This is a genomic window from Corynebacterium sp. HMSC065D07 (assembly GCF_001810695.1).
GTDB classification, from domain to species: Bacteria; Actinomycetota; Actinomycetes; order Mycobacteriales; family Mycobacteriaceae; genus Corynebacterium; species Corynebacterium hesseae.
On the sequence record NZ_KV802452.1, the window covers coordinates 22,404 to 41,367 of the forward strand.

Annotated in this window: 15 protein-coding genes; 7 read left to right on the forward strand and 8 right to left on the reverse strand. The window is 62.0% G+C overall.

Annotated elements, in window-relative coordinates; translation table 11 throughout:
* Positions 1–34: 34 nt before the first annotated feature.
* Positions 35–439, reverse strand: a complete 405-nt coding sequence (locus HMPREF2760_RS06800; protein ID WP_070522921.1) for a sterol carrier family protein — start codon at positions 437–439, stop codon at positions 35–37.
* 33 nt (positions 440–472) lie between these two features.
* Between HMPREF2760_RS06800 and HMPREF2760_RS06805 the strand changes: the two genes are divergently transcribed.
* Positions 473–1,507 carry an acyl-CoA thioesterase gene (locus tag HMPREF2760_RS06805; protein WP_070522918.1) on the forward strand — a complete coding sequence of 345 codons (1,035 nt, stop codon included), beginning with the start codon at positions 473–475 and terminating at the stop codon, positions 1,505–1,507.
* Positions 1,508–1,545: 38 nt separating this feature from the next.
* Here HMPREF2760_RS06805 and HMPREF2760_RS06810 read toward each other — a convergent pair whose 3' ends face one another.
* Positions 1,546–2,475 (reverse strand): MaoC/PaaZ C-terminal domain-containing protein, encoded by a 930-nt coding sequence (locus tag HMPREF2760_RS06810; RefSeq protein WP_070522915.1) that lies wholly within the window; start codon positions 2,473–2,475, stop codon positions 1,546–1,548.
* The gene (locus HMPREF2760_RS06815) at positions 2,476–3,816 is read right to left on the reverse strand and encodes a 3-oxoacyl-ACP reductase (RefSeq protein ID WP_070522912.1); all 1,341 of its coding nucleotides are present in this window, start codon (positions 3,814–3,816) and stop codon (positions 2,476–2,478) included.
* A gap of 187 nt (positions 3,817–4,003) precedes the next feature.
* Here HMPREF2760_RS06815 and HMPREF2760_RS06820 point away from each other — a divergent pair, with 187 nt between their 5' ends.
* From HMPREF2760_RS06820 to HMPREF2760_RS06830, 3 genes are all read left to right on the forward strand, one after another.
* The gene (locus tag HMPREF2760_RS06820) at positions 4,004–5,302 is read left to right on the forward strand and encodes an acetyl-CoA C-acetyltransferase (protein WP_070522909.1); all 1,299 of its coding nucleotides are present in this window, start codon (positions 4,004–4,006) and stop codon (positions 5,300–5,302) included.
* Positions 5,303–5,328: 26 nt separating this feature from the next.
* Positions 5,329–7,413: an acyl-CoA dehydrogenase family protein gene (locus tag HMPREF2760_RS06825; RefSeq protein ID WP_070522906.1), complete on the forward strand. Its 2,085-nt coding sequence runs from the start codon at positions 5,329–5,331 to the stop codon at positions 7,411–7,413.
* Positions 7,414–7,508: 95 nt separating this feature from the next.
* The gene (locus HMPREF2760_RS06830) at positions 7,509–8,150 is read left to right on the forward strand and encodes a DUF6891 domain-containing protein (RefSeq protein ID WP_070522903.1); all 642 of its coding nucleotides are present in this window, start codon (positions 7,509–7,511) and stop codon (positions 8,148–8,150) included.
* Positions 8,151–8,193: 43 nt separating this feature from the next.
* Here the strand turns inward: HMPREF2760_RS06830 and HMPREF2760_RS06835 are convergent, their stop codons facing one another.
* The gene (locus tag HMPREF2760_RS06835; RefSeq protein WP_196189552.1) at positions 8,194–8,847 is read right to left on the reverse strand and encodes a PAQR family membrane homeostasis protein TrhA; all 654 of its coding nucleotides are present in this window, start codon (positions 8,845–8,847) and stop codon (positions 8,194–8,196) included.
* Positions 8,848–9,137: 290 nt separating this feature from the next.
* Here HMPREF2760_RS06835 and HMPREF2760_RS06840 point away from each other — a divergent pair, with 290 nt between their 5' ends.
* Complete coding sequence (locus HMPREF2760_RS06840; RefSeq protein ID WP_070522900.1) at positions 9,138–10,175, forward strand: alpha/beta hydrolase; 1,038 nt, start codon at positions 9,138–9,140, stop codon at positions 10,173–10,175.
* 189 nt (positions 10,176–10,364) lie between these two features.
* On the opposite strand, the gene HMPREF2760_RS06845 is transcribed toward HMPREF2760_RS06840, so the two are convergent.
* From HMPREF2760_RS06845 to purS, 4 genes are all read right to left on the reverse strand, one after another.
* On the reverse strand, positions 10,365–11,051 hold the full coding sequence (locus tag HMPREF2760_RS06845) for a DUF3800 domain-containing protein (RefSeq protein WP_070562247.1): 687 nt from the start codon (positions 11,049–11,051) through the stop codon (positions 10,365–10,367).
* A gap of 128 nt (positions 11,052–11,179) precedes the next feature.
* Positions 11,180–13,477: a phosphoribosylformylglycinamidine synthase subunit PurL gene (gene purL / locus HMPREF2760_RS06850; protein WP_070596925.1), complete on the reverse strand. Its 2,298-nt coding sequence runs from the start codon at positions 13,475–13,477 to the stop codon at positions 11,180–11,182.
* Between the two features lie 27 nt (positions 13,478–13,504).
* Positions 13,505–14,167: a phosphoribosylformylglycinamidine synthase subunit PurQ gene (purQ, locus tag HMPREF2760_RS06855; RefSeq protein ID WP_070532362.1), complete on the reverse strand. Its 663-nt coding sequence runs from the start codon at positions 14,165–14,167 to the stop codon at positions 13,505–13,507.
* Entirely contained in the window at positions 14,167–14,397 is a 231-nt protein-coding gene (gene purS / locus HMPREF2760_RS06860; protein ID WP_070522888.1) for a phosphoribosylformylglycinamidine synthase subunit PurS, read from the reverse strand. Before purS ends, purQ begins: the two co-directional genes overlap by 1 nt.
* 230 nt (positions 14,398–14,627) lie before the next feature.
* Between purS and HMPREF2760_RS06865 the strand changes: the two genes are divergently transcribed.
* Positions 14,628–17,456, forward strand: a complete 2,829-nt coding sequence (locus HMPREF2760_RS06865; RefSeq protein ID WP_070596926.1) for an ExeM/NucH family extracellular endonuclease — start codon at positions 14,628–14,630, stop codon at positions 17,454–17,456.
* A 407-nt stretch (positions 17,457–17,863) separates the two neighbouring features.
* Entirely contained in the window at positions 17,864–18,280 is a 417-nt protein-coding gene (locus HMPREF2760_RS06870) for a hypothetical protein (protein WP_070562262.1), read from the forward strand.
* Positions 18,281–18,964: the final 684 nt, after the last annotated feature.

The window sequence follows — 18,964 nt, forward strand, 5'->3', positions numbered from 1 at the left end:
GCTCTGGACGTGTTCAGCTACCACGGCGCCAATCCTAGCTGTTTGGGCCTGTGAAAACTAACGGAATCACGGGCAAACAGGCTGCAATGTCGTGGGAGCGGGATCCGGAGGCGTCCACGCGGCCGGCGTTAAGCGCCTGCTCCCAGCCAATGACTCCCGTTGCCAGCTGCAGCCATGTCAGGGGATCCATCTCCACCACATTCGGAGGGGTACCCCGGGTATGGCGGGGACCGGCGATGCACTGGACTGCCACGAATGGGGGGACCCGCAACTCCACGGAATGTCCCGGCGCGTCCGCCTCCACCAGGCGGGCTGTTGTGCGGGTGGCCTTCGCCAGAGCAGAGCGACCTGGTTTTTCGGTCCTCTCAGGGTCACGGATCCACTCCGCCACCGCTTCGACGGCGGCACGGGTGGTGGCGGCATCAACGGCCTTTTTCATACGCTATGCACACTCCCTGATACTTTGTTATCCATGTCACCAACCATGCCACCAAGCTCCTCGGAAGAAAAGAAGCCTGTCCCGACTGGGAAGTCCCCCTCCATCACGCTGCGGTTTATGGCCGCCCCGACAGATCTCACCATCGCCGGCGCCCAAGGCATCGGCGGCGGGCGTGTTTTGGAATGGATCGATAAGGCCGCCTATGCGTGCGCGGTTCAATGGTCCGGTACCTACTGCGTGACGGCCTACGTGGGCCACATTCACTTCACGCGCCCGATCCCTTCGGGCCACTTGGTAGAGGTACGCTCGCGCATCGCGATGACCGGGCGGTCCTCCATGCACATCGTCAACGAAGTGCTCTCCGCTGACCCGCGCGATGGCATCTTCACACGCGCCTGCGACTGCCTCGTCATCTTCGTGGCCAAGGACACTGAGACCGGAAAGTCGATGGCCGTTCCGCCGCTCGTTCCGGATTCCACTGAGCACCAGCGCGTATGGGAGGCTGCAGAGTCCCGCATCGAGCTGCGCAAAGCCATCGAAGCGGAGATGGAAAAGCAGACTTATGACGGCCCGTCCGACGCTCCCCGCATGGTCAACCGCTTCTTGGCCAAGCCCACCGACGTCAACTGGGGCGGCAACGTCCACGGCGGCACCGCCATGGAATGGATTGATGAGGCGGGCGCTGCCTGCACCATGGAGTGGTCCGGCGAGCACACCGTCGCGGTCTATGCCGGCGGAATCCGCTTCTACCGGCCAATCCACATTGGAGATCTCATCGAGGTGGATGCCCGCATGATGCGCACGGATACCCGCTCGATGCAGATGTCCGTCCACGTGCGCTCAGGCAACCCGCGCGGCGGCCGCGAAAAACTGGAGACCGCCATCCACGCCACCGTCTCCTACATGGCGATGGACGCTGACTGGCAGCCGCTAGCTGCCCGCCAATTCACTCCCCGCACCGAGGAAGACAAGCGCCTCTGGGAGCACGCCGGCATCCTTCGCGGACTGCGCGGCAAATACTCCCCGAAGCCACTGGTGGTGGCACCAAAGCACCAGCACGTGGATTAACAAAAGGATGAGCCCGAGGCTCATCCACTGGGCCGCGCCTACTGTAGAGGCTCAACCCGGCACGCCACGTGGAGGGAGCTTGGGTCCTTGGCCTTGCGCAAGGTGACGGTGCGGGCTTCACCACCGCTGTCCGTGGTGCCGCCGGGCGCTACGTAAACTCCCGTGGTCGCCGGAAGGATGACGGGCTTGTAGAAGTCCGCGCTGATGCGCACAGCACCGGGGAGGGTGCCGTCGAGCACCGACAGCATGCGAGCGTGCGTGTACATGCCGTGCGCGATGGGCGCGGGGAATCCGAAGAGTTTGGCACCCACCGCAGACACGTGAATGGGGTTCTTATCCCCCGATGCCGCGGCATAGACGCGGGTACTTTCGGGGCTAAAGCGCAGCGTTGCCGCAGGCGTTCCCGCCTCATCGCCGGGGAAGTCGAGGAAGCGCTCAGCCTCCGGACGTGTTCTCACTTGTCGCGGGGTGTCCTTGGTGAACTTCGCCCCCTGGCCTAGGAAGACTGATGTCTGGCGCCAGATCTCCTCGCCGCCAACGCTGTACGTGGTCACCATATCGATGACCAACCCTTTGCGGTGCGGGCGCAGGTTTTCCGCGTGCACGGCGATGTCACAGCGCTCGTCGACGCGCAGCGGGCGTTTCTGCTCGATGCGGTTGGACAGATGCACCACGCCCACGGCTGGGAACGGAAAGTCCGGTGCTGCCATGACCTTGATGGCAAGCGGGAAGGCCAGCGCGTAGAGATAGGTAGCGGGCAGCTCGTTACTCAGACGCAGGCCCGTGGCCTGGCAGTAGCGAGCCAGGTGCTCGGTGTCGACGCCTACGCTGTCGACGCGGTACGCGGTCTGCGGGTCCTCAACCTTGCGCTTGCCCGCCCCCAGCCCGGGGATGGGGACCGCACCCAGCATGAGGCTGCGGTACAGGGCGGGAAGGTCCGGAATCTCGTTGAGTGTGGTGACGTTCATTTAGGCTCCCATGAGGTTCTGACCGCAGACGCGGACGGTGTTGCCGCTCACCGCCGCGGAGGCCGGCGAGGCGAAGAAGGCGACGGTCTCCGCGACGTCGACAGGCAAACCGCCCTGTTGCAGTGAGTTCAGGCGGCGGCCGATCTCGCGCGGCCCGGTCGGCATCGCCGCGGTCATGGCGGTTTCAATAAAGCCCGGCGCCACGGCGTTGATGGTGGAGCCGTTCTCCGCCAACACTGAGCGCAAGGAATCAACGAGGCCAATGATGCCGGCCTTGGTTGTGGCGTAGTTGGTTTGGCCGCGGTTGCCGGAAATGCCAGCCATGGAGGACACACCAATCACAGCGGCACCCGGGGCGAGGGAACCGGATTCCAAGAGGCTTTCGGTAATGCGAACCGGCGCCAAGAGGTTAACGGCAAGAACAGAGTCCCACTGGCCTTCATTCATGTTGGCCAGCAGCTTGTCACGGGTAATTCCGGCGTTGTGGACGATGACGTCAATGGCTCGGCCGTGGCGCTCCTGCGCGTGCTGGGCAATCTTGTCTGCGGCTTGGGGGTCGGTGACGTCGAGAGGCAGCGCGGTGCCCTTGACCTTGTTCGCGGTCTTGGCCAAGTGCTCGCTGGCCTGCGGGACGTCGATGCAGATGACGCTCGCACCATCGCGCGCCAGCACCTCAGCAATGGTGGCGCCGATGCCACGGGCAGCACCGGTCACCACCGCCAGCCGCCCGTCGAGCGGCTGCTCCCAGTTCTGCGCTTCGCCATTGGCCGCCGGAGAATCGTGTCCCTGGGCACTGACGCGCACAACCTGCCCGTCCACGAAGGCCGACTTCCCAGACAGGAAGAAGCGGAGCGTGGACTCCACCTCTGCGGTGGCAGCGGGGTCTGCCCAGACCAAGTTCACGGTGCCGCCCTTGCGCATTTCCTTGGCCAGGGAACGGGTGAACCCTTCGAGTGCGCGGGCGGCAATGCGGGCGTCGATAGTGTCCGCAGCTTCCGGGGTGGTACCGATGACCACCAAGCGCGCGCACGGCAGAAGGTTGCGCATCTGCGGGTTGAAGAAGTCATAGAGCTCACGCAGCTGCTCTGGGGTCTCCAGGCCGGTGGCGTCGAAGACGAGGGCGGCCCGCTTCGCCTCCGCGGAAGCATTGATGACCTGGTAGTCCACGGCTAGCTGAGAACTCAGAAACTCAGCGATGCGCCCCTGGCCGCCAATGACGATGGGGCCATCGAGCGCTGGTTCCCCAGCCTTGTGGCGGCGCAGGGGATGACCTTGGGGTACTCCTGCTTTGGCGGCGAGCGGTGAGTTGATGAGCTTCTCAGCAATTGTGACGTTCGGCATAGGCTGGCATGTTCCTTTCTCGATTCTTCACAACCTTGCGAGCTTTGTTGAGCTGGTTGCAAGGTTAGTTAATTGAGTGATAGAACTAACAATATCACTTTAGTTGTGACGCGAAACGAACAGCCGGGTTGCTACCCCCCTCCCGCTGGGATGATTCGCACGAGACCACTCGCGAAGGAGCTTTTTAATGACCAACCCCCCGCACCGCGTAGCCATCCTGGGTGGCAACCGCATCCCATTTGCTCGTTCCAATAAGCAGTACGCCCACGCGTCCAACCAAGACATGCTCACCAGTGCGCTGGATGGACTCGTCGCACGCTACGGGCTTCACGACGAACGTCTCGGCCTCGTCGCCGCCGGCGCTGTGCTCAAGCACTCCCGCGATTTCAACCTCACCCGCGAGGTCGTTCTAGGCTCCGCCCTCGACTCCACGACCCCCGCCATCGATGTACAACAGGCCTGCTGCACTTCTCTTGCGGCAGCTATCCACGTCGGTGATGCCATTGCCCAAGGCCGAATCTCCACCGGCATCGCGGGCGGAACGGACACCACCTCGGATGCCCCGCTGGCCGTCAATGACACGCTGCGCCGTACGCTGCTCAACCTCACCCGCGCCAAGACCGCTGCGCAGCGCGCCCAGCTCATCGGCTCTATCCGTCCCTCGCAGCTGGCCCCGGAACAGCCGCAGAACGGTGAGCCGCGCACCGGACTCTCCATGGGTGATCACGCCGCCATCACCGCCCGCGAATTGAACATCAGCCGCGAGGCCCAGGATGAGTTGGCGCTCGCCTCCCACCAGAACCTCCACAAGGCTTGGGAGGAGGGCTTCTTTGATGACCTCACTACGGGCTTCCTCGGCGTCAACCGCGATACCAACCTGCGCCCGGATTCCTCCCTGGAGTCCTTGGCCAAGCTCAAGCCGGTCTTCGGCAAGCGCGATGCCGAGCAACACGGCACGCAGGCCACGATGACCGCAGGCAATTCCACGCCGCTGACCGACGGCGCCTCCGTCGCCCTCCTCAGCTCCGAGGAATGGGCGGCCGAGCACAACATCGAGCCCCGCGCCTTCCTCGTGGACTCAGAGACCGCGGCCGTCGACTTTGTCCACGGCCCCGACGGCCTACTCATGGCCCCCACCTACGCGGTTCCGCGCCTGCTCGAGCGCAACAACTTAAGCCTGCAAGATTTCGATTTCTACGAGGTCCACGAGGCCTTCGCCTCCCAGGTCTTGGCCACCTTGTCCGCATGGGAGGACGAGACCTACTGCCGCGAACGCCTCGGATTGCAGTCCGCACTAGGCCCCATCGACCGCACCAAACTCAACGTCAAGGGCTCCTCCCTGGCCGCCGGCCACCCCTTCGCCGCCACCGGCACCCGAATCCTCGCCACCACCGCCAAGATTCTCGAAGAAAACGGCGGCGGACGGGCCCTCATTTCCATCTGCGCCGCCGGCGGCCAAGGCGTCGCAGCCATCGTCGAACGTTAAGAAAAGCCTCCCAGAAAGGACCACTCATGCCACTGACCAAGTCTTCCGCTGACAAAAAGTCCATCTCCCCGGAGCTCAACAACCAGGCCTCCACCGACGCCCCCAAGGCCGAAGCCCGCAGCCCACACCGCCTGCCGACCACCCCGAAGCCTGCTGTTGCCACCGAACTTGCCGCGCTTCTCGACGGCCCCCACGCCGCCTTCCGCCAGGAGCTGCGCACCTTCCTCAACGATCCTTCGCTCTTCCCGAACCCGGATCTGCCCATGGCGGAGCAGCGCCAACACACCTTTGAGAACCTCTCCAAGGTTCGTGACTTCGGCGGATTCAACCACGGCCTGCGCCGCGCGCACGGCGGTGCCGGCAAGCCAAATCTCTCCACCTTCACCCTCGAAGGCTTGGCGTGGGTCGACGGTTCGCTGGCGATTAAGTCCGGTGTGCAATGGGGCCTGTGGGGTGGAGCGCTGGATCAGCTAGGCACCGAGCGCCACCTCGAGTGGGTTGAGAAGGCCGCCAGCCTGGAGTTGCCGGGCTGTTTCGCCATGACTGAGCGCGGCCATGGTTCCGATGTGCAATCCCTCGAGACCACCGCCACCTTCGACCCGGAGACCGATGAGTTCATCATCAACACCCCCTCCGATTCCGCGGTGAAGAACTACATCGGTAACGCCGCCAAGGATGGCCGCGCCGCAGTCGTCTTCACCCAGCTCATCACCCCGGATAGCGACGGCCGCTCCCACGGCGTCCACGCCATCATCGTCCCCATCCGCGACGAGGAAGGCAACGAACTGCCGGGCGTTGCCTTGGGCGATCATGGCCACAAGGGTGGTTTGGTAGGCGTCGATAATGGCACCCTGCGCTTCGACAACGTCCGCGTGCCGCGCGAGAACCTACTCAACCGCTTCGCCGATGTGGACGAGAAGGGCAAGTACTCCTCCCCCATCGAGTCCAAGAATGCTCGCTTCTTCACCATGCTGGGCACTCTCATCCGCGGCCGCATCGGCGTATCCGGCGCAGCGGGCGCCGCCACCGAGGCTTCCCTGGACATCGCCATCCGCTACGCCAACCGCCGTCGTCAGTTCGAGGGCGCGACCGGCGCCGAGAAGCGCCTCATTGAGCACCGCCAGCACCGCCGCCGCCTGCTCATTCCGCTGGCCCGTACATACGCGCTGCACCTGCTCTACAACCAAATTCTGGAGCGCTACCAGGAGCAAAACGATCAGCACGAGGCTGGCACCTGGTCTGTGACGGAGCCGACCGAAGAGCAGAAGTTTGCCTCCCGTGAGATGGAATCCCTGGCAGCTGCCATCAAATCCGCGCAGACCCAGCACGCCACCCGCACTATCCAAGAGTGCCGCGAGGCCTGCGGTGGCGCCGGCTACATGTCCGAGAACCGCCTGACCACCTACCGCGCCGATTCCGATGTCTTCGCTACCTTCGAGGGCGATAACACTGTGCTCATTCAGATGGTGGGCAAGAACCTGCTCACCGCCTATGGTCGCGCGATGAATGACATGAGCCCGTGGGACACCGTGAAGTACGCGGCTACCACCGCCACCGATGTGGTTCGCCGCCGCTACGGGTTCACTACTCGCCTGCAAGGCCTGGTGGACCGCGTGAATCCTTCAGAGGCCTCGCTTTTCGACGCCACCTACCAGGCCAAGCTGATCGACGATCGCGCCCAGTCCATCCTCTTCTCCCTCGTGCGCCGCATCCAGCCGGCTCGCAAGGCCGATAAGGTGCAGGCCGCCGCCATCGTGGATCAGTGCCAGGATCACCTCATCGCCGCCGGCTGGGCCCGCGTGGATACCTTGTTGGTCCAGGCCATGATTGAGGCAGAAGAGCGCCTTGAGGAAGGTTCGCTGGCACGCCAGGTCTTCGAGCAGCTGCGCCACCTCTTCGTCTTCGACACCTTGGTTCAGCACGCGGGCTGGTACCAGGAGCACAACCTGATTCCGGCCGGCCGCATGAAGGCCGCCCGCGCTGCTATCAACGACCTCGTCGATTCGCTCGCACCATGGTCCGTCGTTCTCGTGGATGCCTTCGGCGTTCCGCCTGAGGTACACAACATCCCGATGCTCACCGAGGCCGGTGTGGATCCGCTCCACGTCTAGTCACGCCACGCATCTCGAGGTCACCTCCGCCACCTGGCGGGGTGCCCTCCCTGCTTTCAACGACTGTCAGCATCACGCATCTACCATCCACAGGCATGACCACACCACACTCCATGTTCTCCAGTTCCTTCCCGCCTTCCGAAGACATCTTGGTCTCCGGAACCCTTCGCAACGACATCTCGCTGCATCTGTGCCACGGCCATTCACGCCAGGACATTCACAACGACTTTATTGAGCTTCTCGACGATCCTTCCGAGTGGACGACAGTGCGCACGGATCCCTTCCCGGAAGATTTCGATTCCATCATTGACGAAGTTGCCGCTAAGTACGCACAGAAGGTCACAGAGAAGTCCGCAGACGCACAGCGCCTCGACGCCCTCCGTGATGAGCTGCAACAGCGCAACCTAGCCTTCAGCTTCGACGAGGGCTGGGACGCCTCCGACGGCGCTGAATGCGGCGCCGAAAAGGCGGAAGAAGACGGTGCCGCAGGATATGTTTATTGCCACATGCAGGACGTCGACAGGTTAATCCACACCGGAGACCTCTTCTTTGGTTTCGGCACCATGAGAACCGATGCCGAGCTCAGCACACCTGTGGCCGTTGGCGAGCTACTCGTCGAAGCGCTGCGTGCGGTTGGCTTTAATCCCACGTGGGATGGCAACCCTAACGCACGCGTGCTGTGCCAAGGCCTAGTCGTCGAATTCCCCCTCGCGGAGGACCTCACCGACGCTGAATAAGCTCCATCCCCATAAATTCCGTGAAGCTAGCCCCCGTATTCGGCTAGCCCGCAACAACCATCCAGATGGCTACCATGTGCACCACCGCCGCGGCAATCGTCGCGGTGTGGAAGTGCTCGTGGTAGCCATACCAGCGCGCGTTGCGCCCCGGCCACTTGAAGCCGTACATCAACGCACCCACTGAATAGACCACGCCGCCGGCAAAGAGAAGCCACACCACAGCCGGTCCTGCGGACTGCCACAGGTTCGGCAATAGCGGCAGGATGAGCCAGCCCAGCACGAGGTAAACCACCACGTCCAGCCAGCGTGGGTGATTAATCCACACCAGATTCAAGATGACGCCCATGATGGCGCCCACCCACGCCGAGGTCAGCATCCATAACGCCTGCGTTGGCTCCAGCACGATGGCGCACAAGGGCGTGTAGGTCGCCGCGATAAACACCGAAATCGTCGCATGGTCAGCACGCCGCCACCATTGCACCGCACGCATAGACACCCACGGCCAGCGGTGGTACAACGCCGAGACCGTAAAGAGGCCCACCACGCCGACGCCGTAGACCGTCACCGCGAGCCCCTGCCACCACGGCAGCGTCATCCACGCAAAGGTAATCAGAACCGTCGATGCGATCAGGGAGGCAATGGCCGCAAAGAAGTGCCCCCAGCCGCGCGTTAATGGGCGCGGGCCGCGGTCCGCCATCCAGTACGTTCGCTGGATGAGCTGCTCTATCGTGCTGCTTTCCTGCACAGAGCCTTCTTCAACTGGAAATTCTTGCGGGGACGATTTCTGAGCACTGGGTGCGTTCATAGTGGGGGCCTTGCCTTGCCTGAGATGCGGGTCATGCGTATAACGCATTCACTCCCAAAACTTACGTACCCGTAACTATACGGACGAGCATTGTGGCAGACAAGGGTGGAGCAACAGTTTTCACCAGTTTTTCTTCCAATATTTGCAGTTCGAGGGCGCTGGCCACGTAAACTACCCACATTATGCTTTCCTTTGTCTCACGCTCTCGCCGCACCGCGGCGCTGTTCGCAGCTGCCATGGTGGCGCTGGGGGCGGCGTCGGCAGGCGTCGGCTCCGCTTCCGCACAGTCCAGCACCATCGGCGAGGTTTCCTCGCGCGTGACCAACCCGCAGCCCTGGCTCGGTGACAAGGCCTTCATTACCTCAAAGCGCCACATGGGTGGCAACCACTGGGTGGTAGACGTGTGGTCCCCTGCCAACCGTGCGGTGATTTCTAATAACGTCCTGCTCCCCGAGGGCGATAAGCCGCGCCCCTCCTTCTACCTGCTGCCCGGAGTGGAAGGCGGCCAGGCCGGCATGAACTGGATGACCCACTCTGATATCCGCAATTGGGCCGTGGGCAAGAACGTCAACGTCGTTATGCCGCTCGGCGGCGCCTATTCCCTCTACACCGATTGGAATGCCGAGGACCCCATCCTGGGTGTCAACAAGTGGAACACATACATGACCGCTGAGTTGCCCCCGCTGATCGACGCCGAATTCCACGGCACCGGCCGCGATGCCATCGGCGGCATTTCTTCCACGGGCGGCGCCGCACTCGACATCGCCGGCCACGCCCCACAGCGCTACAAAGCAGCAGCCTCCTACTCCGGCTGCCCGGTGCGCTCCGGTGCGATTGGCTTCCCCACCTCCACCGCGATGATCGCCTATGGCGGCGGATCCTCCTTCAATGCGTGGGGCCTGCCGGGCTCCCCGCAGTGGTTCGAGCACGACCCCAACGCCAACCCTGGGCGCCTGCGCGACGTCGAGGTCTTCGTGGGCTCGGCCTCCGGCACCCCGGGTCCCATCGATGGGACCAATAACCCCGGCCAATGGCTCGGACCCCGCGCGGTAGAGACGGTTGCTAACCAGTGCTCAGAGGAATTCACCCGCAACGCCCGCAATGCCGGGGTGCGAGTGAACCGTTACTTCAGCCCCCAGGGCTCGCACACCTTCAACCTCTTCTCCCACCAGATGAAGCTGAGCTGGGACCAGACCATCGCCCGCACCATCGGCGCTTAATTGGTTGGTTCCTAGGAGGTTGCCGCCTCACGGCGGGCGGGGCCGGCCCCTCGCTCCTGCCTTCGGCATTTCCTAATAGCTCCCTTGCCTCCCCACACGATGAAGGTCTAAACTCAAGGCGAAAGGTTCCGCCCCACTGAAAGAGCCCCTGAAGGCTTTCCGGCTTACGCCGGTAGGTGGGGCGGTCGCTTATTTTCGGACCGGGCCACTCCAGTAATAGGTCTTTCCCGCCGAAAACATATTGAATTGATCCCAATTGTGCCGCTGCGAAAGTGCTTGAACGTACTGTCCCTTGCCTCGTTCCATTTTCTGAAACCAGGACCAAGAAAAGTAGTCAGCAATCTGACCGTTCAAATCCTGTTTTACTGGATGAAAGAGCACACGGAACTTTAGCTGTAGACCTTTCAACAGAGGCTTTATCCTCTTTTCAAATGCCGATCTTTCTTTGCCTGTAAGAACCGAGTCGAAAATCAAGATTACTTGGCTTACCTCTGAGTCTCCCCACACCGCATTAATCCACTTCCCCATTGCACCAGCAAAGAGCCCTAAAAGCTGCGGTGGAGACTGGTAAGTCGGATGCGTCATTCGCTTATCCACCCAGATCGTGTGGACACGGCACCGATCAAGCTCATTAATTCGGTCTATTACCCGCTTTCGCGTTCCCTTCGAATTCTCTGTTGCATGAAACTCAAGGTCTTTACTCCCCGCTGCCATAAGTTCATACTTCAGCGCTTGCAGTCCTATCGCAGTGCCTGCTGGATTGAAAGTGCAAAATGCTGTGATTAGGAAGTGCGTGGAGGCTTTTGCACCAAACTGCATATCCCCCGACTCATCGAGAAAAACATACAAAGCTCTTTTTCTCTTCACGTCTTCCATCTCTGTTCCCCGGCCCCCGTACGCAGCTATTACTAATAGTCTACAACGCTGACTGGAGCAATTAGACAGTGCGGGCAGGGCCTCGCCTTGGCGAGAACCCCGCCCGGTTGCAGTTCTGTGCGTGAGGTCTACTCCACGACGGAGTTGGCACCCACCGCGTGGCCAAAGAGGTCCGGCAGGGTTGCTGCCCAGGCCTCACGAAGCTCGGAGACAGCAATGGACTCGCCGCCGAGCTCAAACTCGCCGTTATCGGTGGTCTGGCCGATGATGACGGCCGGCACACCGCACTCCTCAGCGCGGTGCAGCAGCATGTCGACGCGGTCAGCGGTCGTTGCCACGAGCACGCGGGAAGCGGACTCGGAGAAGGCAGCCACGAAGGCATCCTCATGGACCTTGGACAGATCCAGGCTCAAGCCCACGCCGCTGCGCTTGGCCATCTCGAACGCGGTGACGGCGAGGCCACCTTCGGAGATATCGTGAGCGGCGGTCAAGCCTTCGCTGCCCACGAAGAAGTCAGCGAGGCGCTGCTCATTAGCCAGGTCGACCTGCGGCGGCAAGCCGTTGAGCCCGTTCTTCGCCTCATGGCCCTGCTCATGAGCGCTCACCTGCTGCCAGATGGAACCGCCGAACTCATCCTTGGTCTCACCCAGCAGAACGAGCACCTCCGGTTCCTCCACGAGGCCGAGCTCGTTGCCAATGGACGCGTGGACGTCATCGATGACGCCCAGGACGCCCACGACGGGCGTCGGCAAGATCGGCTCCTCGCCGGTCTGGTTGTAGAAGGAGACGTTGCCACCGGAGACGGGGATGCCGAGTTCCACGGCGCCGTCGGCAAGCCCGTGCACGGACTCGCGGAACTGCCACATGACGTCCGGGTTCTCCGGGGAGCCATAGTTGAGGCAGTTGGTGATGGCGACCGGGCGGGCGCCGGTGACGGCCACGTTGCGGTAGGCCTCCGCCAGAGCCAGGCGTGCGCCCATGTTCGGGTCCAGCTTGGTGTAGCGGCCAGACGCGTCAGCCGACACCGCGATACCGCGGCCGGTCTCCTCATCAATGCGCAGAACACCAGCGTTCGCGTGGTGGGACTGCACGGTGTTGCCGCGCACGTAGCGGTCATACTGCTCAGTGATGAAATCACGTGAACACAGTGCCGGGGAGGCCACGAGCTTCTTGAGCGCCACAGTGATGTCCTGCTTTTCGACGCCCTCGAATTCCTGCAGCGCATCCTGCCACTCCGGGCGTGCGTACGGGCGGTCGTACACCGGGCCCTCGTTGGCGATGGTGTGTGCCGGGGCATCGACGACGACCTCGCCCTGGTGGCGAATGATGAGGTGCTTGCCGGTGGTGACCTCACCGATCTCGGCGCAGGTGACGTCCCAGTGCGCGCAGATCTCCTTGAACTTCTCCACGTTCTCCGGGGTCACCACGGCGCACATGCGCTCCTGGGACTCGGAAGCGAGGATCTCTGCTGCGGTCATGTTCTTCGCACGCAGCGGGACGTTGTCCAGGTTGATCTCCATGCCGCCGTCGCCGGACGCAGCCAGCTCGGAGGTGGCGCAGGCCAAGCCCGCACCGCCCAAGTCCTGGATGCCCACCACGATGCCGGACTTGTACAGCTCCAGGCAGCACTCGATGAGAACCTTCTCCGCGAACGGGTCACCCACCTGAACGGCTGGCAGCTTGCGCTCCGCGCCATCCTCGAAGGTGTCAGACGCCAGCACGGACACGCCACCGATACCGTCGAGGCCGGTGCGCGAGCCAAAGAGCATCACCTTGTTTCCGGTACCAGAAGCGAAGGCCAGCTTAAGGTCCTCGACCTTCAGCGTGCCCACGCATAGCGCGTTGACCAGCGGGTTACCAGCATAAGATTCATCAAAAACGGTTTCGCCGCCAATGTTGGGCAAGCCCAAGCAATTGCCGTAGTGCGAAATGCCGTCGACAACACCCGGCAGAACGCGCTTGGTGTCGGGCGCATCCGCCGGGCCGAAGCGCAGCTGATCCATCACGGCAATCGGGCGCGCGCCCATGGCCATGATGTCGCGGACGATGCCGCCCACGCCCGTCGCGGCGCCCTGGTGCGGCTCCACGTAGGAGGGGTGGTTGTGACTTTCCACGCGGAAGGTCACGGCGTTGCCGTCTCCGATGTCCACCACGCCGGCGTTCTCACCGATGCCGGCGAGGATCTTGGAGCCCATCTCTTCCGTCATGGTCTCGCCAAAGTAGCGCAGGTGCGCCTTGGAGGACTTATAAGAACAGTGCTCCGACCACATCACCGAGTACATGGTCAGCTCGGCATCGGTCGGGCGGCGACCCAGGATCTCGCGGATGTGCGCGTATTCGTCATCCTTCAGGCCCAATTCGCGGTAGGGCTGGTCCAGTTCAGGCTGCGCGGATGCCTGCTCGACGGTGTCGTTGTGTACGGTCATTGTTTCTCCTTTAACCGTCGGCGCGGGTTAAGCGACGACCTTGAGGGCGGACACAAACAAACCCAGACCGTCGGTGGACGGGCCGGTGAGAAGATCGATGGCATGCTCCGGGTGCGGCATCAACCCCACCACGTTGCCGGCCTCGTTGGTGATGCCGGCAATGCCATTGATGGAGCCGTTGAAGTTATCGGTATAGCGGAAAACCACGCGGCCCTCGCCCTCCAAGCGCTCCACGGTCTCCGCATCCGCCTGGAAACGGCCTTCGCCGTGCTTCGCCGGGATGAGGATGCGCTGCCCCTGCGCAAACTCGCTGGTCCAGGAGGTCTGTGCGTTCTCCACCTCGAGGTAGGTATCCACGCAGTGGAAATGCAGGCCCTGGTTGCGGGTCAGGGCGCCGGGCAGCAGGCCAGCCTCCGTCAGAATCTGGAAGCCGTTGCAGATGCCGAGCACCGGCATGCCCTTGTTAGCGGCATCGACGACCGCGCGCATCACCGGGGCGAGCGCCGAAATCGCGCCGGAGCGCAGGTAGTCACCGTAGGAAAAACCGCCGGGAACCACGACGGCATCGACGCCGCGCAGGTCCTCGTCCGCATGCCACAGGGACACGACTTCGGCGCCGGCGGTGCGGGCGGCGCGGGCCGCGTCGACGTCGTCAAGCGTGCCGGGGAAGGTAATAACGCCGATCTTCATTACTGGATGACCTCGTAGTCCTCGATCACGGTGTTGGCCAGCAGGGTGGAAGCAACCTTCTCCAGCTCCTCGGTGCTGACCGAATCATCGACTTCAATTTCAAAGCGCTTGCCCTGGCGCACGTCGCTGACACCAGCAACCCCCAGGCGGCCCAGCGCGCGAACAACGGCCTGACCTTGCGGGTCCAAAATCTCGGCCTTGGGCATGACATTGACAACTACACGAGCCATGAAAATTTTTGCCTTACTGTGCGTGAGTATAGGTGCCCCGCCAGTCTATCCCGCCGGCAAGAAAGATTCGGAATCTTTGGGGGTGATGAATTCAAACCAAACGGCTGAAGAATTCTTGGGGAATCCCACCTTAACCCCCAGCTCACCTAGTGCGCTCCGGTATCACTCGGTGCGAAACCCGGGTAGAACGAGATGCATTGTCCTGTTCTCACCTATCCAAGGAACCTCTCATGCATCTCAAAGGCATTGGCTCACTCGCCATCGCTGCTCTTGTCTCTACCTGCATCGTCGCACCTCAGGCCGGTGCGGCGGCGGACGGCTCCAACGCCGTTATCTCTGAGGTCTACGGTGGCGGCGGCAACAAGGGGGCGGCGTTTACTAAGGATTTCATCGAGCTTTATAACCCCACCTCCGCTGACCTCGACCTCACTGGCTGGTCCGTGGAGTACCTATCCGCTTCTGGCAACTCAGGCGGAAAGCACGAGCTATCCGGCTCCCTCCCGGCTGGGGGCTACTTCCTCATCCAGGAAGGTGGCGGCGACACCGGGGAGCCGCTTCCTTCCCCTGATGCAGAGGGGAACCTGAACCTGTCCGGCTCCAAAGGATCGGTGAAGCTTTACGACGCCTCCGGGGCCGAGGTGGACCTCGTGGGGTACGGAGAGGCGTCGCTAAGCGAGGGCTCCCCCGCCCAAGCCCTGAACAACTCCACCTCTGCGCAGCGCGACGCCGAGGGCACCGACACCGATAACAACGCTGCTGACTTCAGCAGTGCAGCGCCGACGCCGAAGTCTGCCGGCGGCGCAGCCCCGCAACCGGACCCGTCCCCGGCCGAGCCGGGTTCCACCGTCACCATCCCGGAGATCCAGGGCACCGGCGCGGAGTCCCCGCTCAAGGGCCAGAACGTCACCACCCAAGGTGTGGTGACCGCGGTGTGGCAGGGCGAGAAGTCCCTCAACGGCTTCACCATCCAGACCCCGGGCACGGGCCAGACCGCGCCGACCGGGGCCTCCGAGGCCGTCTTCGTCTACACCGGTGGAACCGGCTTCTACCCAGAAATTGGGGATTCCGTCGAGGTCACCGGCACCGTTGATGAGTACTTTGGGCAGACCCAGATTGCCCTGAGCGCCGGCTCCACGCTTGACGACGCCCTCCCCGCCGTCACCCCGCTCGCCATCGATGCCCTTCCGGAAGGCGATGAGGAGCGCGAGAAGCTCGAGTCCATGCTGCTCAAGCCTGGCGTGCACACCGTGACCGACAATTACGGTCTCAACCGCTACGGCGAGCTGGGCTTGGCTCCAGGCACCGAGGCTCTGCGTCAGCCCACCGACATCGTCTCCCCGGGCACCCAAGAACAAAAGGACATGGAGGCTGCTAACGCGGCGAAGTACGTCATTTTGGACGACGGCTCCACGCGCGACTTCTCCCGTGATGGCGCCTCGACGAAGCTGCCCTACATCATGCAGAACGGCTCGGAGGTCAAGACGATCCGCACCACGAACCAGGTGGAGTTCGCGGACTCTGGTGTCATCCTGGGCTACGGCCACAACCAGTGGCGCTTCCAGCCCACCGCGATGATCACCGGTGACTCTGCCGCCGCGGACCTGCCGATTACGTGGGACCCGGCCCGTCCAGAGGCCCCGCAGGTGGCTGGCGATTACACCGTGGCGGCGTTTAACGTGCTGAACTTCTTCATCAACCTGGGCGAGGATAACGGCGCAAAATCCTACAAGGACCGCTTTGGCAACGGCGTGGGCTCCGATAGCGGGACCTTCCGTGGCGCCTGGTCCGAATCCGCGTTCAACGACCAGAAGGGCAAGATCCTCACCGCGCTGGAGGGCCTTGATGCCGATGTCATTGGCCTGTCTGAGATCGAGAATGCCGCGAATACCGTGGGTGGCTCCTACGATGACGCCGTGAAGTACCTCGTGGGTGAGCTCAATTCCCGCGCGGGTTCTGAGAAGTGGGATTACGTCAAGGCCCCGGCGAACGCGTCAGCCGATACGGACGTCATCCGCACCGCGATCATCTACAAGAAGGACCGCGTTAAGCCGGTGGGTGAGGCCACCTTGCTTGAGGACGCCCGCTTCAAGGGCACCGCCCGCACCCCGCTCGCCGCGGAGTTCCAGCCTGTTTCCGATAGGTGCGCTGTTGAAGGTCCCGATTCCTTCGTGGTGGTGACCAACCATTTCAAATCCAAGGGATCGGTAGCGAACGGTGATGCCGATACCGGCGACGGCCAAGGCAACAACCCCAACGTGCGCAACGCCCACGCCCAGGCCGTCCTCGACGGGCTGGCCAAGCAACCGCAGTGGCAGAAGAAGGCCACCTTTGTCATGGGTGATTTGAACACCTACTCCAAGGAAGATGCCATCTCCGTCTTCCGCAATGCGGGCTACACCATCCCGGTGGAAGAGCTCAATGCGCAAGAGGACTGGCAGAACGTGGCCTCCTACCAGTTCTCCGGCCGCCTCGGCTCCCTGGACCACATCCTGGCCAACGAGCACGTCGACGCGCAGGCCGCACAGACCTGGAACATCAACTCCGACGAGCCCATCGCCATGGAATACTCCCGCCGCAACTACACCGGCGGCGATGTCTTCGAGGCCGATAACCCCTACCGCTCCTCCGACCACGACCCGGTCAAGGTGGGCTTTAACCTTGCGGCGGTGAAACGTTCTGCGGACGAGCTCAAGGATTGCGAGACCCCCGAAGAGTCGGACCCGTCGGAGGAACCAGATCCGGCGGAGGAGCCAGATCAGACCGACGATGACGACAAGGTTGGCACCAAGCCCACTCACAGTTCCAGTTCTTCTGCCGGCGAGCGTTGCCTGCCGACTGCCCTCGGCCTCACCATCCCCGCAGCCCTCGCCATTCCGGTTGCCTTCCTTGGGTTTGCCAACACGCAGTTCAACATCCCGGGCTTCGAGCCTGTCCGGAAGCAGATTGAGTCGATGACCCGCAACATCCCGCGCGAAGCTCAGTACGCTGCTGGTGGCCTCGGCCTGCTGGCTGCGCTTGGCATCATCGGCGCGGCCTGTGCCCCAACCGAATCTGAATAGAGACCAGCCGGACCCGATGAAACACGCGGCCTCCCCTCCCCTATTGGGGGGGAGCACAAGGCAACATCAAACCGCCTGACGGTTGCAGCCCCTTTTTCGATGCCTCATAATTCACTACAAGGTGAATGGGACTTACCCCAGCTCACCCCACAAATCTTCTCTCTCCTGCAAAGGACACTCATGAAGTTCTCTCTTCGGAATCCTTCATCCAGGAACCCAAACTCGACTTTGCTATAGCTTAGACACCACAGGCGGACAAAGCGGTTCTCCGGTCTATGCCACAGACAACGCTGCCATCGGCATTCACACGCATGGCATCAGCGATCTCGGCTGCCCTGAAAACAGTGCCCTACGTATAAGCCCAAGCATGCTAAATACCTTCAATGACATTAAGGAGATCCAAAACAATGCAACCACAGATCCCGGTTCCAGCTCAGATTCAAGCTCTCATTAATAACCCCAGTAATCTTCTCGGACTCATTGGTACCGTTCTGGGCATTATTTCCCTAGTTGTTGCAATCAGTGTCGGCCAAGGCCTCCCCAACGATGGGCAGACCAAGCCTAATGCAGGAGAATCAACGATTCGCGTTGTAACCTCCAGTGGTAACCCGGCAGGCGAATGTAAGCTTATTGGCCTTTCGCAGGAAAAGGTACACACGACTAATGCCAAAGGCGTGTACTTCTACGCGTTGGAACCTGGTTCGCATACCATCAACGCATCTTGTTCGGGGCTTTCCAGCCTTTCCTCCGCGCGAGCGCTCGAGGGCAGCCAGGAAGTAACGGTGAATGACGAGCCGGTAATGGTAAAGATTGTTGTTAAGTAGATTGGCCCTAGCTTTCTTGGTTCTAAAGAGCTAAGAGAAACACGCGTGTGCCCCCAGGGAAACCTCCTGTGGGCACACGCTTTTCAATGAACCACACCTAATTCGAGAGGGAACCGTACCTTCGTACGCGCCCGTATGAGAAGCTGCGCATTTAATGACAGCAGCAAAACATCATTTTCAAACAAATGAACGCTTTTAAACCTCTGCCCCAAGAGCGCCAAACGCTTATCTGCATGTGTTTACACGGGCAGTTGGCTGTAAACCTGTAAAGACCCCATCACCTTCAATGCACATCGCGATGATCTGTTTGAAGTTAGCCACAAGAACTAGCTTTTCCAAGTAGAAGTTGACGCAACGCCACCGAGTCGTAGCGCCTCCAACACCCCCATGTAGTACCGAGTAAGCGCTAGACACCGCCAACAGTGCAGCCGGACGCCCGCCAGCATTACTGACGGAGCTCCCTGCCACTTACTCACTGACCCGCGACGCCGGAATACTCGCTAAGTTCGTCTCTGCTCAGCCAGGTCAAGCTCCTCATCAGAGAGGCTTTTCTCGCTCCGATTGCGGGTGGGGCAATTGAAACCTACGTCCGCTACCGCAATTCGGGGATTGCGCTCGTGAAACACGCAGCCAGCACACCCGACGGGTTCACAAACCTACACCGCGTCTAATTCGGCCACACCC